This window comes from Streptomyces sp. NPDC024632, from assembly GCF_055559175.1.
This window is the reverse complement of the sequence record NZ_JBVHLD010000004.1, coordinates 322,062-337,220: the sequence shown is the minus strand read 5'-3', so window position 1 is coordinate 337,220 and position 15,159 is coordinate 322,062. Positions and strand designations below refer to the sequence as shown.

At 71.4% G+C, this 15,159-nt stretch carries 7 protein-coding genes and 1 pseudogene; 3 read left to right on the top strand and 5 right to left on the bottom strand.

Annotation, left to right across the window (positions count from 1 at the left end; all coding sequences use genetic code 11):
• Positions 1–396 precede the first annotated feature (396 nt).
• The gene (locus ACZ37P_RS10995) at positions 397–1,344 is read left to right on the top strand and encodes a glycosylasparaginase (protein ID WP_391045845.1); all 948 of its coding nucleotides are present in this window, start codon (positions 397–399) and stop codon (positions 1,342–1,344) included.
• On the top strand, positions 1,341–2,171 hold the full coding sequence (locus tag ACZ37P_RS10990) for a M55 family metallopeptidase (protein ID WP_355341672.1): 831 nt from the start codon (positions 1,341–1,343) through the stop codon (positions 2,169–2,171). The genes ACZ37P_RS10995 and ACZ37P_RS10990 overlap by 4 nt, the downstream gene beginning before the upstream one ends.
• Positions 2,172–2,308: 137 nt before the next feature.
• Here the strand turns inward: ACZ37P_RS10990 and ACZ37P_RS10985 are convergent, their stop codons facing one another.
• The 5 genes and pseudogenes from ACZ37P_RS10985 to ACZ37P_RS10965 all read right to left on the bottom strand — a co-directional run.
• On the bottom strand, positions 2,309–4,126 hold the full coding sequence (locus ACZ37P_RS10985) for a hypothetical protein (RefSeq protein WP_467346092.1): 1,818 nt from the start codon (positions 4,124–4,126) through the stop codon (positions 2,309–2,311).
• Positions 4,127–4,397: 271 nt separating this feature from the next.
• Positions 4,398–4,706, bottom strand: coding sequence for a hypothetical protein (locus tag ACZ37P_RS10980; protein ID WP_467346091.1), 309 nt, complete (start codon positions 4,704–4,706; stop codon positions 4,398–4,400).
• Positions 4,707–4,778: 72 nt separating this feature from the next.
• On the bottom strand, positions 4,779–6,281 hold the full coding sequence (locus ACZ37P_RS10975; protein WP_467346089.1) for a carotenoid oxygenase family protein: 1,503 nt from the start codon (positions 6,279–6,281) through the stop codon (positions 4,779–4,781).
• Between the two features lie 271 nt (positions 6,282–6,552).
• Positions 6,553–10,464, bottom strand: a complete 3,912-nt coding sequence (locus ACZ37P_RS10970) for a GH92 family glycosyl hydrolase (protein ID WP_467346088.1) — start codon at positions 10,462–10,464, stop codon at positions 6,553–6,555.
• Positions 10,465–11,555: 1,091 nt separating this feature from the next.
• Positions 11,556–13,889, bottom strand: a pseudogene (locus ACZ37P_RS10965) (GH92 family glycosyl hydrolase); the annotation flags it as partial.
• A gap of 485 nt (positions 13,890–14,374) precedes the next feature.
• Here ACZ37P_RS10965 and ACZ37P_RS10960 point away from each other — a divergent pair.
• Positions 14,375–14,923: a DUF1062 domain-containing protein gene (locus ACZ37P_RS10960; protein ID WP_391045855.1), complete on the top strand. Its 549-nt coding sequence runs from the start codon at positions 14,375–14,377 to the stop codon at positions 14,921–14,923.
• Positions 14,924–15,159: the final 236 nt, after the last annotated feature.

Genomic DNA, 15,159 nt, shown 5'->3' with positions numbered 1-15,159 from the left:
CCGGTGCGCGGCGGCCCCCGCATGGTTTTTCGCGGCGGACGGCGGCCCCGGTCGGAGCGACCGGAGCGGTCCCGGGGCGGTCCCGGTCGGAGCGACCGGAGCGGTCCCGGCGCGGTCCCGGTCGGAGCGACCGGAGCGGTCCCGGTCGGAGCGCGGGCGGAGCGACCGGAGCGGTCCCGGTCGGAGCGCGGGCGGAGCGCGGGATCGGGGTCCGCCCAAGGTCCCTTCCCCGGTCCCGGCGAGGCCGGGTACCGCGGCGCGGGCGGCTGGTGCCAGACTGCGCAGACGTCCGGCGCTGCGTATACGCGGGCGCGTATACGCAGGTCGGACGGGCGAAGCGGCGGGAACCCCCACACGACGGGGGCTCCGGCCGGTCAGGCACAGGACAGGAGGAACATGCCCGAAGCGGTGATCATCGGCAGTGAGCGCAGCGAGGTCGGACTGCCGACCGGGATGGACGTGCTGCGGCGCGGCGGCTCGGCGCTGGACGCGGTCGAGGCCGCGATGCGCCGCTGCGAGGACAATCCGGCGGACCATTACGTGGGCACCGCGGGGCTGCCCAACGCGCAGGGCGTGGTGGAGCTGGACGCCTCCCTGATGCTGGGCTCCGGACGGCAGTTCGGCGCGGTGGGCGCGCTCAAGGGGTACCCGAACCCGATCTCGGTGGCCCGCGCGGTGCTGGAGAGACTGCCGCAGCACAGCCTGCTGGTCGGCGAGGGCGCCGCGCTGTTCGCGCGGGAGTGCGGCTTCGACACCGCGGACCTGCTGACCGACGCCTCGCGCGAGCAGTGGCGCAAGCAGGTCGCCGACTCCCAGGAGTCGGTGGAGGGTGAGAACACCGCGGCGACCGACGGCGACGCCCGCTACCGGGAGAGCGCGCTCGCCCTGATCCGCCGGCTGGCCCCGCACGACGGCCCCTGGGGCACGATCAACATCATCGCGCTGGACGCGTCGGGCGAGATGTGCGTCGGGGTCTCGACCTCCGGCTATCCGTACAAGTACCCCGGCAGGGTCGGCGACTCCGCGCTGCCCGGCGCGGGCAACTGGTGCGATCTGCGCTCCGGTGGCGCCGCCTGCACCGGCCGCGGCGAGCTGAGCATGCGCGGCGGCACCGCCCGTACGATCGTCGACCTGCTGGCGGCGGGGCTCGATCCGTCCGACGCGTGCCGGGACGCGCTCGCCGACGCGGCCACCCTGCCCGACGAGTTCCGCTCCGAGCTGCGCGCGCTGGCCCTGACCCCCGACGGCAGGCACGGCGGCGCGGCCGGACAGGAGGGCAGCGTCTACGCGTTGATGACCGACGCGTCGACCGAGCCCGAATTCCGCCCCCGGACCGTGCTGTGAAGATCTTCGTCTCCTCCGACATGGAGGGCACGGCGGGCGTCGTCGACTGGTCGCAGTGCCGTCCTGGGCAGCCCGAGTACGCGTACTACCGCACGCTGCTCCAGGCGGAGGTCAACGCCTCGATCGAGGGCGCGGAAGCGGGCGGCGCGAACGCGTTCCTGGTGAACGACTCGCACTCCACGATGGCCAATCTGCGCCCGGACGAACTGGCCGGGCGGGCCCGCTATCTGTCCGGCCGCCACAAGCCGCTGTACATGATGCAGGGCCTGGACTCCTCGTACGACGGGGTCTTCTTCGTCTCGTACCACGGCTCGATGTCGGGCGAGCGGGCCACGCTGTCGCACACGTACAACCCGGCGGCGATCAGCGAGGTGCGGCTCAACGGGGTCGTCGCGGGCGAGAGCGGGATCAACGCGCTGGTCGCGCTCGGGCACGGGGTGCCGGTGCTGCTGGTCACCGGGGACGCGACGACGGCCGCCGAGCTGGAGCCGTTCTGTCCCGGCGCGGTGGGCGCGGTCGTGAAGTCGTCGGTGTCGCGGTTCGCGGCCGACAGCCTGCACCCGGAGGAGGCGCGCGAGGTGATCCGGGACGCCGCCCGCAGGGCGGTCGAGGGGCTGCCGTCGGCGGCCCTGCCGGACATCGCGCTGCCCGCGACGCTGACGGTGCGGATGCGCAATCCGGACCTGGCGGAGATGGCGACCTGGATCACGGGCGTCGAGCGGGATCCCGCGGACGCGGTGACGGTACGGATGACCGACGAGGATCCGGTGCGGCTCTACCGCACCTTCGTGACCGTCGTGCTGCTGACGCGCGGCATCGCGGAGTGACGACGGCGGGGCCCGGTCGTCCGGGCCCCGCCGTGTCCGCGCGGGTCGCGGGCCGTCAACCGCCCACGGCCTACTGGTTCGGAAACCCGCGCCTCGGAACTCAGGTCGCGGAAGCTCGCGCCTCGGAAGCCCGCGCCTCAGAAACTCAGCGCCGAATCGCGCACCACATAAGCGCACTCCGTGTAGATGTAGCCGCTGCGGAGCTTGACCGTGTCGCTGCCGGGCGTCGCGGAGTCGCCGGAACTGGTCGACTTGTGCAGGAAGTACGTGGTGCCGACCGGCAGATTCAGCGTCTTCTTCGGGTAGTTCCTGCCGCTGTTGTTGCACGCCGAGGTCTGCGCCGACGCCTGGCTGGAGTACGTCTTGCAGGCGCCGCAGCCCTTGAGCGTGAAGCTGCCGGTCACCGGTCCGGTGAACAGCACCTCGACCTGATCGGGGCTGTCGTTGCTGACCGTCACGGAGATGCTGCCGCCGGAGTCCTCGGTCGGCATGCGCTTGCCGGCGGCGGGCACCGTCACGGCGACCTCGGCGGCGATGGCGAGCTTCTTGGCGTACGCGGTGTTCTTGTCGCGCGGGTACTTCTTCACGAAGTCGCGGATCTTGTCCAGCGCGCTGCTGAAGTCGCCGCCCTTGTACTCGTGGACGGCGCAGGTGTAACTGCCCGACCGCACATAGGTGTCGGCCCGACGGGCGTCCTTGTCGAAGGCCGCGGCCACGCCCGCGTCCCCGCCCTTGAGGTTGCCCGCGCGCACGCCGAGGGCGCGCACCTTGTCGGTGGCCGCGCACGGGTCGCCGCCGTTCAGGTCCCTGGCCGCCGCGTCGATGGTCGACTTGAAGGCGGGCTCGACCTTCGCCGCCTGCGGCGACTTGGGGTACGTGGAGAGCAGGTCGCTCAGATACCCGTCCTTCGCCTCCGCGCCGCTCGCGTCGGCCAAGTCGGCCGTACCGCACGCGTACAGCGAGGTCGCGAGCCGGTCGTCCGGCCATCCGGTCAGCGTGCCGAGGGCCTTCTTGTCGAAGTGCTCGGGCACGGTCCGCAGGTACTTCAGCGGCTCGATGGCGTCGCAGTACCTCTTCTGCTCGTAGGGCGTGCCGACCGCCGTGTAGTACGTGGTCAGCCGGTCGGGTACGCGCTTGGCGGCGCGGGAGCCGCCGTGGTGGTCGCTGAGGTCGCGGTACGCGGCCAGCGCCGTGGTGTAGTCGGTGCGCGCCTCGTCGAACGGCTTGCTCTTGGCCGCCTGGACGAGCTGGTCGGCGGTGTCGAGCCGGTCGAGCAGCATCTTCTGGGTGGCCTCGTCGCGCGCGCCGTCGTAGTAGACGACGCCGCCGACGGGCGCGGCGAGCAGCACGAGGCCGAGCACGATCGCGACGGGCGTCCGCGGCGGCCAGGACAGCGGGGTGCGCAGGCCGCGATAGGCGCCGTGCGCGGCCGCGAGGACGAGGAAGACGGCGTAGGCGACGACGACGCCGCCGGACACGCCGTCCGCCGTCGCGGGCAGCGCGACGAAGAGCAGGACGCCGGTCGCGACCAGGCAGGCCGCCGTGGCCAACCAGCGGCGGGTCAGCGCGTAACCGATGCCGAGGCCGCTGAGATTGAGCAGGCCGACGGCGACGGCCCGCAGCGCGTTCGCCGGGGCGGGCGGCGGCGCCGGTGGCGCGGGCGGGCCGGCCGGGAACCCGGGCGCGTAGCCGGACGGATATCCGGACGGGATGCCGGGCGGCGCGGCGGGCTGCCGCGGCAGCCAGGCCGGTGGCGCGGGCGGCGGCGGGGGCCCGAAGCCCTCCGGCGCGCCGCCGCTGCCCGGTGTGCCGCTGCCGCTCGGTGTGTCGCCGGCGCTCGGCGTACTGCCCGCGCCTGGTGTGCCGTCAACGCCCGGCGCGTCGGCGCCGTCCGGTCTCCCGCCGCCGCCCGGCGTACCGCTGGCGTCCGCTCCGTCCCGCTGGTCCCAGGTCATGGCGAATTCCCCCCTGCTCCTGCGCGGACGGGATCACCGCCCGTCGCGCTTCCCCACCCCACCGCGGGCGCGCCCGTGCGTCCGGCCGCTGGAGGACAAGACGCGGGTGCCGACGCGGCAGTTCCCGCTCGGCGCGGGACACGCGCGTACCCGCCCGTGCGGTATGCGTGCTCTTCTGCGCGTGCGCGCACAGCTCCGCGTGCTGCTGTACGTGCCGCTCCGTGTACGGCCAGTATCGGGGGCCGGGGGCATACGCCACAAGCGAGTTGGATCACACCCCGTGCGGGGTCCCGAGGCCGACGCGGCGCAGCGTCGTGGACGCGAGGGCGACGGCCGCGGCCAGAAGACAGACGGCGGCGAAGGCCGCGAAGAGAACCCCGGAGCCCCAGGCGGCGACGGTGAGGCCGACCGCGGGGAAGAGGACGGGGGCGAGGCCGAGGGCGCTCAGGGTGGTGACGGCGGTGACGCGGCCGAGGTAGCGGGGTTCGGTGACGGTCTGGACGAGGGCGCCGGTGAGCGTCGAGGTGAGGCCGCCGCCGACGCCGACGACCGCGCCGAGCACGACGGCGGACGCCAGCATGGGGGCACAGCCGAGGGCGGCGGTGCGGACCGCGCGCCGCCTCCCCCGTCAGACCGTCGCCGCTCTCCCCCGTCAGACCGTCGGCACCCAGCTCCCGTGCAGGCCGAGCGGAATGGTGGCCGGGAGGTGGATCCTGGCCAGCGGGGCGGCCGTGAAGTCCTGGGCGGACAGGATGACGAGGTCGGCCGCGCCCCGGTCGGGGTTGTGGACGTAGGACAGGACGTAACCGTCGTCCTCGGCCTTGGCGTGCTCGTGCGCGGGAACGAAGACCGGCTCGCTGACGGCCGCGTCCTTCGGGAAGCGGTGCGTCTGGGTGGTGCCGCGCAGCAGGTCGTGCTTGATGAGCGCGTTGCCGAAGTGGGTGTCGGGCGGCACGCCGTCCAGCGTCTCGTACGCCGTCCACATCGCGGCGGCCGTGGCGGCGTAGCCGTAGCGGTGGCGGCGCGAGACCAGGCTCTCGCGGATGCGGGGGAACTCCTGCGGGCGGTCGTCGATCCGCCGCGGGCGGGCCCGGCCGCGCTCCAGGTCGATCGTCAGCCGGTCGAGCCGGGGGGTGCCCAGCGCCGAGGGGCCGTCGCCGAGAGTGCCTCGGCCCGCCGCGAAGAACGGCGCGGGGAAGGTGATGAAGTCGACGACCACCGAGTGCCCGTCGTCGTAGGCGTTGAGCGTGTGCGAGTAGTACGAGCCGGGGTCGGCCTCGAACCAGCGGACCCGGCCGCCCCGGCGCGGCATCACCCCGACCCGCGCCGGGTGCTTGTCGTTCCAGACGTACGGCACGATCGCGCCCGCCTCGGCCGCCGCCGCGTCGAAGGTCACCGGGGTGTCGAAGATGATCACATACCGCTCGGTGAGCGCGAAGTCGTGCATCATCGGGCTGTCCGCGACCAGAATCCTCGTGGTCCGTACGACCCTCCCCGTGTGGTCGATCACCAGATGCCGCACATGGTCCCAGGTCGGGTAGTACGTGATCGCGTGCAGTTCGTCCGCCCGCTCGTCGTACTTGGTGTGCGCGGTGAACGCCCCACTGAGCGTGCCGCCGAAGTCGTACGGGCGGACGGTGTTCAGCTCCTCGTCGAGTTCGTACGGCGTCGGGCCGCTCTCCTGGACCGCGAGGACCTTGCCCTTGTACGGGATCACGTGGGTGTTGTTGGCGAAGTCGTCGTCGGGCACGGGGCCGTGGTAGGGCTCCCCCAGTTGCGCGGCGACGCCCGCCGACCTCACCCACCGGTTGCGGTACCACTCGGCGCGGCCGTCCCTGAGGCGTACGCCGTGCACCATGCCCTGGCCGAGCATCCAGTGGTGGGTCCGCGGGTCCTCCAGGCCCAGCACATTGGGGCCGTTGCGCAGATAGCGGCCGTCGAGTGCGGCCGGGACGCGGCCGGTCACCGGCAGGTCGAAGGCGGTGACCTCCTCGGTGGCAGGTGCGAACGCGCCCTTGAGGAAGGGGTAGGGCACGGTGCCGCGGCGCGCGGCGCCGGTCCCGGTCCGCCGCCCGTCCGAGCGGGCCTCGGCGACGCCCGCGCCGCTCAGGGCGACCGCCCCGCCGATCGCCGCCGCCGCGCCCCCGCGCAACATCGTCCGTCGTGTGCACCGCGTGAAATCCGTCATCGGTCCGACTCCCCGTCTCCCGCTCTCCGGTCAGGTCGCCGCGACCGCGGCGCCTTCAACGACCCTCCCGCGCCGCGGGGTTCCGGGTCACTGCGGCCCGCGCCCGAACGGGGGTGGGGGCAGCCCCACCGGGACATCCCTGATGCGGGCGCCGAAGAACCGGGGCCGGGAACGCGGCCGGGGGCCGCGACATGGTGTCGCGGCCCCCGGTCTCACACGGGTCGTACGGACCTGCGGGTCAGTGCCCGTGGCCTCCCTGCCCCTGCTGTGCCAGCAGTTCCACCTCGGTCAGCGTCGTGGACGCGGCACCGTTGTTGGCGGTCACCACCAGGCGGTACGTGGAGTACGCGCCGGGGTGGGCTATCTGGAACGGCCGGGTCTGGAGGCGGCTGTCGAAGCTCTCGCCACTCCTGGAGTCCAGCGTGCTCCAGTGCTTGCCGTCGGTGGTGCCCTGAAGCTGCCAGCTCTTCGGGTCCTGTGCCGCGGTGCTGCCGGAGGTCAGGGTGTAGAAACCGGCCTGCTTCTTCGCCGAGCCCCCGGTGAAGGCGTACTGCACCGTCGGGTCGGCGGCGGGGAAGGTCACCCCGGTCTTCGAGGTGTTGTCGAAGAGCGCGGCGACATCAGTGCCGTCAGCGGACGTCGCGGTGCCGAGGTCGGGCCCTGTCAGGTCCGCCAGCGGCTGCGGCGCCTTGCCCGCCGGGGTCAGCGACGCGGGCAGCGCGTTCTTGCCCGTGCCCCACTTGGACGGCTTGGAGCCCATGGTGAAGTCCAGGCGCGCACCGGACGAGAGCTGGCTCTGCGTCAGGTACACCTTGTTCCACGCCTTGCCGTTGACCTTCAGCGACTGCACGTAGATGTTGCTGCTGCTGTTGTTCGGCGCGTTGACGACGATGCTCTTGCCGTTGTCCAGGTGGACCGTCGCCTTGGTGAACAGCGGGGAGCCGATCACGTAGTTGTCGCTGCCGACCTGGAGCGGGTAGAAGCCCAGCGCGCTGAAGATCTGCCAGGTGGCGGTGGCGCCGTTGTCCTCGTCACCGGGGAAGCCCTGGCCGATCGAGCTGCCCGTGAACAGCCGCCGGGTGGCCTCGCGCACGACGGCCTGGGTCTTGGCCGGGTCGCCCGCGTAGTCGTACATGTAGGGGATGGCGAACGACGGCTGGTTGCTCAGGCCGAGTTCCCCCATCCGGACGTCGCGGGCCTCCAGCATCTCGTGGATGGTGCCGCCGTAGCCGCCCGCGTCACCGTCGGCGGTCTCCTGGGTGTTGAAGAACGCGTCGAGCTTCTTCTCCAGGCCCTTCTGGCCGCCGTAGAGCGCGGCGAGGCCGTTCGGGTCCTGCGGCACCGTGAAGGCGTAGTTCCAGGCGTTGGTCTCGGTGTACTCGTTGCCCCACTGCTGCGGGTCGTACTGGGCGTCCGGGACGCGCCACGAGCCGTCGGCCTTGCGGCCCTCGAAGAAGCCGACACCGGTGTTGAACAGGTTGGTGTAGTTCTGCGCGCGGCCCAGGAAGTACGCGGACTCCTCCTGGTAGCGCTGCCGGTCGGCCTTGGAGGTGTGCGGGTCCTTGGCGAGCTTGGCGGCCATGGTGGCGATGCCGTAGTCGTTGATGTAGCCGTCCAGCGACCACGAGACGCTGCCGTCGACCGAGGTGTCGGTGTACCCGGTGAACACCGAGGTGTCCAGGCCCTTGCGGCCGACACCGCCCGCGGTCGGGAACACGGTGGCGTTCTTGACCGCGGCCTCGTAGGCGGCCTTGGCGTCGAAGTTCTCCACGCCCTTGGCGAAGGCGTCCGCGAAGGCGACGTCGGAGCTGGTGCCGGTCATCAGGTCGGCGTAGCCCGGCGAGGACCAGCGCGAGATCCAGCCGCCGTCCTTGTACTGCTGCACGAAGCCGTCGGCGAGTTCACCCGCGGTCTTCGACTCCAGCAGCGAGTAGGCGGGCCACTCGGTGCGATAGGTGTCCCAGAAGCCGTTGTTGACGTAGACCTTGCCGTCCACGATCTTCGCGCCGGTCTCGGTGGGCGTGTTGCTGCCGGTGGCCTTGGAGAACGGGCTGGCGTACTTGTACACCGGCTTCTTGGCCGTACCGGTGTTCTCGGAACCGGAGTTGGGGTACAGGTTCATCCGGTACAGGTTCGAGTAGAGCGTGGTGAGCTGGTCGTCGCTGGCGCCCTGGACCTCGACCTTGCCCAGCTTGGCGTTCCACAGCCGCTCGGCGCTCTTCTTGACGCTGTCGAAGGACGTGCCCTGCGGGATCTCCAGGTCCAGGTTCTTCTTCGCCTGGTCGGCGCTGATGAACGAGGTGGCCAGGCGCATCGTCACGGTCTTGCTCTTGGACGTGTCGAACTGCGCGTAGCCGGTGACGTTGTCGCGGCCCTGTCCGGTGACCTTGGTGGCCGTGCCGGGGGTCCGGTCGAACTCGGCGTGCACGAACATCCGCGTCGCGGCCTCGCCGCCGCCGATGTTGACGTCCGAGAAGCCGTCCAGGGTGCCCTTGGCGGCGTCGAAGGTCAGGCCGCCGTTGTTGTTCACGTTGTCGAAGAGCAGGTCGCCGTTGTCACCGGGGAAGGTGAAGCGGTAGACGGCGGAGTGGTCGGTCGGTGCTATCTCGGCCTTCACGCCGTTCTTGAACGTGACGCCGTAGTAGTGCGGCTGCGCGACCTCGTCCTTGTGGTCGAAGGCCAGCGCCCGCTTGCTCCGGTTCAGGTCCGGGGTGCCGGACACCGCGGACGGCATCACCTGGAAGGTGTCGCGGTCGCCCATCCACGGGCTGGGCTCGTGGCTGATGCCGAGCGCCTGGAGCGTCGGCAGGTTGTCGGCGTTGTTCTGGGCCGCGTAGCTGTACTCCCAGCTCGTCGAACCCGCGTCGGTGACCGGCGTGAAGAAGTTGAAGCCGTTCGGGACCGCGGTCAGCGGCAGGTTGTTGCCGCGCGAGAAGGAGCCGGAGGCGTTGGTGCCGCGCCGGGTGTCGACGTGCTCGGCGTAGCTCTTGGCGGTGGGCGCCGGGGCGGCGCCGATCGTCAGGTCGTCGATCCACCCCTTGAACTGGGTGGACGCGCCCGCCTCGGAGCTGCCGGCCGGGTCGTCGTAGCCGAGCAGGACCCGGTCGATCGTCTTGCCCGCGGCGACCTTGCCGATCGCGGAGACCACGGCGTTCCACTGCGAGGCGTAGAGGATCTTGCCCGCGCCCTGGCCCTGCGGGCTGAGCGGGGTGCCGTACTCGTCGAGCGCCGGGGTCCGCAGCTTGCTCAGGTACGTGCCGTCGGTGAAGTGCAGGTCTATGGAGGCGTACGTGCTCGGGTACTTCAGGTCGCCGCCGGTCAGCTCGGGGAATATGTCGTACGAGAGCTGGGTGTTGCGGCTGACCGGGATGCGCACGTCGTAGAGCTTGTTATAGGCGTGCACGGCACCGGACTTCGTGTGGGTGCCCGAGTACTGGAGCGCCTTCAGGCCGCTGAAGCCGACGCTCGGCTTCACATTGGGCCCGGAGGCGGGGCCCTTGCCGATCTCGGTGGTCATGCCCGCGACGGGCGTCGGCGCCGGGGAGCCGTCGGACAGGATGAGGTCCGCGAGCTGCACGATGTCGCCGCTGTTGTTGGCCGAGACGTTCAGCCGGTAGTAGCGGTGCGGTGCGGGGTCGGCGACGTCGTAGATGTTGGACTTGTACCGGCCGCTGAACTTCACGCCGCTACGGGTGTCCACCGTCGTCCAGGTGCTGCCGTCGTCGGAGCCCTGGAGGGTGAAGTCCTTCGGGTCGCGCTCGGGCGAGTCGTTCGCGGACGTCAGCGCGTACTTCTTGACCGTCACGTCCTCGGACAGCTTGTACTGGAGCCAGCCGGTGTTCGCGAAGGTGAGCCACTTGGTGTTGGCGTCCTCGTCGGCCGCGTTCTTCGCGACCTCGTTCGGCGGATTGTCCGAACTGGCCGTGACCTCGGCGATCTTGTCCTTGACGCTGCCGGCCAGCACCGGGAGGGTGCCCGCGGTCACGCCGGAGACCAGGGGGTTTCCCTTGGCGTCGGTCTCGGCGGTGCTGCTCCACGTGGGCTGCGTGTCGCCGGACTCGAAGGAGGTGGTGAAGGCGGGGGCGCCGCCCGACTTGGCCGCGTCCGCGTCCGCGTGCGCCACGGCGGACGCGGGCACGGTCAGGGTCATCGATACCGCACCTGCCAGCAATGTTCTGGTGAGGGTGCGGCGAAGTGGGCCACGTCTCATGGGTGTTGCCTCTCTGCTTGCGGCTCCGGGTCGTGCTCCGGGACGTTCTGTTACAGGTGCGGGTGCCGCTGTGGGTACGGGTGCAGGTTCGGATACGGGTTCGGGGGCGTCGCTCGTCACGCGTCACGTCCGCTGATCGCGTACAGCGCCAGCCGGGCGTCGTCGGGCAGGGTGAGGGAGACGGCGGTCTTCGCGCTGTCCAGCGGGACCGCGATGTGCCAGATGTCGACCCCGACACCGTCGGGCGCGCCCTGCTTGTCGTAGCGGGAGTCGGCGTGGATCGCGGCGTCCTCGCCGAGCCGGGGAGCGCCGGCCGCCCAGTCGGTCGCGGTCAGGGTGACGGGCGCGGACGTGCCGTCCGAGTAGTGCACGGTGGCGGCGCCGGTGACGTCGCCGTGGTGCGCGGTGAGCAGCACGTCGAGCGCGGAGTAGGAGCGCCGCACGAGAGCGACGCTCTGGCCGTGCGCGGTGGCGAAGTTGGCCGCGGCGCCGGTGGTGTCGGGGAAGGTGTAGGCCCGCCCGCCGAGCACGCCGGGGCCCGGCGCCGGGAGCTGTTCCGCGGGGAAGCTGGTCCCGGTGCCGTCGAAGTCGGCGCCGGTCGCGCCCGCCGTGCTGACGCCGTCCACGTCGTACTGCGCGGACAGGTCCTGCGGGCAGTACCCGCTGCCGCCCTGGCAGGTCGAGGTGGCGACCGAGACCGGGACGGTCCTGGTCACCGAGGGGCCGCCGGACTGCGTGACCTTGACGGTGACCTGGTAGGTGCCGTCGGGGGTGCCCGCCGGGGCGGAGATCCGTACCGGCACCACCTTGGTGGTGGGCAGCGTCCCCGAGTCCACGCGGAAGCCGCTCGTGCGCGGGCTCGCGGTGAGCCCGTGCGGCGCGCTGACCGTGACGGTGCCCGAGACCTTGCCGGGCGCGGTGAGGACGGCGGAGACGTCCACGTCCGTCCCGGGACCGCCCGCGAGCACGCCGGGCGCGGCCGGGGAGAGCGACGCGGCGGTGTGCCGTACGGGCGCCGCCACGTGGGCGGGCGCGGGCGGCCCGTCGTTCTTGCCGGTGCCCCAGCTCGACGGCTTGGCGCCGACGGTGAGCGAGAGGTCCTTGCCCGCCTTGATGTCCCGGGTGCTGATGTACGTGGTCCGCAGATTCTTGCCGCCGAGCCGCGCGGACTGGATGTACCGGTTGGTGTCGGTGCTGCCCGGCGCGGTGATCGTCATCCTGCCGCTCGGGTAGTAGTGCCGGTCGAGGGTCAGGTCGACCCGGTCGAAGACCGGCGTGGATAGGCCCCACAGGTCGGTGCCCGGCGTCATCGGGTAGATGCCGATCGCCGAGAGCACCTGCCACGACGACATGGTGCCGAGGTCGTCGTTGCCGGTGACGCCGTTCGGCGCGTCCGTGAAGAGGGTCAGCCCGGCGTGCACCACGTCGGTGGTCTTCCACGGCTGCCCGGTGGACAGGTACGTGTACGGGGAGCTGAGGTCGGGCTCGTTCTGCGGGTTGTACTTGTCCTGGTTGTAGTACGAGTACGGGCCGTTGACCCAGACATCGCGCGCGGTGCCCGCCGGGTCCTTCACCAACTGGTCGTAGGCGAAGAAGGAGTCGAGCCGGGCGTTGGCGGTCGCGTTGCCGCCGATCAGATCCACTATCCCCGGCACGTCCTGCGGGACGAGCCACATGTACTGCCAGGACGTGCCTTCGTGGAAGCCGACACTGGAGGCGGGGTCCGCCGGGCCGACGAAGGCGCCGTCGGTGTTCCTGGCCCGGAAGAAGCCGGTGCTCGGGTCGAGGATGTTCCGGTAGTTCTGACCTCGCGTCAGATAGCGCCGGGCGTCCGCGGTGTGGCCGAGCGACTGCGCCATCCCGCCCAGGGCGGCGTCGGCGAGCGCGTATTCGAGCGTCGCGGACGGGCCGTGCTGGAAGTCGTTGTCACCGGGCTTGCCGGGCCGCGCCGGGTCGTACGGCACATAGCCGTTCGCCAGGTACTCGACGTCGGCCTGCCGGCCCGCGGACGGCGAAGAGGCGGGCGGCACGGTGTCCGCGTGCTTCTTCAGCGCCCGGTACGCCTCCTCCTCATGGCCCTTGAGCAGGCCCTGCCGGTAGGCGTCCACCAGGAACGGGGTCACCGGGTCGCCGGTCATGATGTTCGTCTCGGCGGTGGCGTACCCCCAGCGCGGAAGCTGTCCGCCCTCGTCCGCGACGCGCAGCAGCGACAGCGCCATGTCGCGGGACTCGCTCGGCGCGAGCAGCGACAGCAGTTGCTGCTGGGTGCGGTAGGTGTCCCACAGCGACCAGTTCTGGTAGTACGTGATGCCGCCCGCCGGGTGCACCTTGTCGTCCCAGCCGGTGTAGCGGCCGTCGACGTCGCTGCCGACGTTCGGCGCGAGGAAGGAGCGGTAGAGCGAGGAGTAGAAGGTCCGCTGCTGCTCCTGGCTGCCGCCCCGCACCCGGATCCGGCCGAGCCGGTCCTGCCAGGACTGCCGCGCGGCGGCGGCCGTCGTGTCGAAGGTGCCGCGCCCCTCGGCCGCGAGGTTCTTCGCGGCGCCGTCCTGGCTCACCCACGACAGCGAGGTGACCGCGGTGACCTGCTGGTCCTTCGTGGTGTCGAAGCGCGCGTACGCACCGCCGAGCCCGGTGGAGGTCGAGGTACGGCTGCCCGCCGTCACGGTCTTGCCGCTCCACGTCCCGTACGACTGGAAGGGCCGGTCGAAGCGGGTCTCGGTGTAGACCGTGTACGGCTGGGTGTCCTGGCAGAAGCCGCGGCCGGTGATGGCGGTCAGCACCGTACGGTCGTCGAGCACGGTCACCGTGCTGCTGGTCACCTTGTGCAGCGCCTGGCCGCTGTTGAGCAGCACATTGGCCTGGTCGGTCGCCGGGAAGGTGTAGCGCTGCCAGCCGGTGCGGGTGGTGGCGCTCAGTTCGGCGGTGATGCCGGTGTCGAGCTTGACCTTGTAGTAGCCGGGGGAAGCGGTCTCGTCGGCGTGGCTGAACTTCGCGGCGTAGGCGGCGTCGTCGGTGGCGGTGATCGCACCGGTCGTCGGCAGTACGGGCAGGTCGCCGCCGAGCCCGCAGCCCACGCCTGACAGGTGCACGGAGCTGAAGCCGCGGATGTGGTCCTGGTTGTAGTCGTAACCCGTGTTGTGGCCGGTGTCGGGCGAGAGCTGCACCATTCCGAACGGCACGGCGGCGCCGGGGTAGGTGTTCCCGTCGTCCTGCGAGCCGATGAAAGGGTTGACCAGGTGCGTGAGATCGCCGCCGGCGGCGGCGGAACCGCCGTCGGCCGACGCGGTCTGCGCGGGCAGCGTCGCCGCTCCGGCGGCGAGCAGCGCGGTGAGCGCGGCCAGCGCCGCGGAGCGCAGACGCGGCATCCGTGGAGTCATTTTGTCCTCTACTCGTTTGACAACGTTGTCAGAGCACACCTGGGATACAGGTGGTGGGAGGCACGGGGACATGCCAATGAGACGTCAGGAATCTTTGCCCGAAGAGCCCCTGGCGTCAATGGCGCAGCGCAGGATGATCAAAGGACGGGGTGCATACCCCCACAATGGCGGGTATTTGTCCGTCAAATCCCTTGAATCGGCACCGACTCGGCAGAGGACGCGGTCGCCTTGCGGGCATTTTGTACCGAGTTGGGCGAATTCGCGGTGGGGCTGGATGCCTCGGGAGCCGGGCCGCGAAAACCCGTGGAACCGTGCCGCCACGCACGGTTATCGTGCTGCCGCATCTGTCGCCGTGGCAAAGGAACCCCGTTGTACACCTGTTGAGACACCCCTGGCGCTGATCTGTCGCACGTCGCCCCCGGGCGCCGTGCCCCTTTTCGCTGCGGTTTTTCTCACCGAACAGGTGTTCATTCGTGTCACAAACCTGGGTGGTCGCTCCCACCTGCCCGCCTCTTGTCGTGCGCCGTTGCCACTCGTGCCCGTCCGATCGCTTCCGGGCGAGCGGCAGATTCCGCGTCAACGCGCACCACAAGTCCCTCGACGTCTGGCTCCTCGTCCTGTGCGCAGGATGCGGGGAGACCGCGAAGCTCACGGTCTTCGAGCGGGTCAACGTGCGCTCCCTGCGCCCCGACCTGCTGGACAGGCTCCACACCAACGACCCCGGACTGACGGCCGAGCTGCTCCGGCACCCGGCCGTCCGGCACCGCAACGGCGTCGCCCTCGACTGGACCGACGCCTGGCGCCTCGACATCACCGGCCCCGGTCACGCGGACGACGAGGCCCTGGAGGTGTCCGTGCGCTTCGCGGCGCACATCCCGCTCCGGCCCGTCCGGCTGATCGCCGACGGGCTCGGCGTCTCACGCGCCGAGGTCAAGCGGCTGATCGACGAAGGGAAGATCGTCTCGGCGCACCGCCTGAGCGGAAAGGCGGGTGGCGACTTCACCTTCCTGCTCAAGCTCTGAGCCCTGCCGGGGGCCTGTTCGGCGCGGTCCGCCGGGCAGGCCCTACGGGGCGCCAGGGGCCGCCGGACAAGCCTTACGGATCCGCCGGGCAGGCCCTACGGGGCGTCCGTGACGTCGAGGGGGGGACCGCGCGCGGGGGCCGCCGAGGCCGCCCCCACGCCAACCCCCCCAACCCCCCTCACCCCCCCGAGCGCACCCCCTAGCGCACCCAGGACGAGGCAGGGGAGAACAGCAAG

What these genes read in the sequence shown, in the direction of transcription:
- ACZ37P_RS10995 (WP_391045845.1), top strand. Translation starts at nt 397, where the DNA reads ATGCCCGAAGCGGTGATCATCGGCAGTGAGCGCAGCGAGGTCGGACTG.
- ACZ37P_RS10985 (WP_467346092.1), bottom strand. Translation starts at nt 4,126, where the DNA reads ATGACCTGGGACCAGCGGGACGGAGCGGACGCCAGCGGTACGCCGGGC.
- ACZ37P_RS10980 (WP_467346091.1), bottom strand. Translation starts at nt 4,706, where the DNA reads ATGCTGGCGTCCGCCGTCGTGCTCGGCGCGGTCGTCGGCGTCGGCGGC.
- ACZ37P_RS10975 (WP_467346089.1), bottom strand. Translation starts at nt 6,281, where the DNA reads ATGTTGCGCGGGGGCGCGGCGGCGGCGATCGGCGGGGCGGTCGCCCTG.
- ACZ37P_RS10970 (WP_467346088.1), bottom strand. Translation starts at nt 10,464, where the DNA reads ATGACCCTGACCGTGCCCGCGTCCGCCGTGGCGCACGCGGACGCGGAC.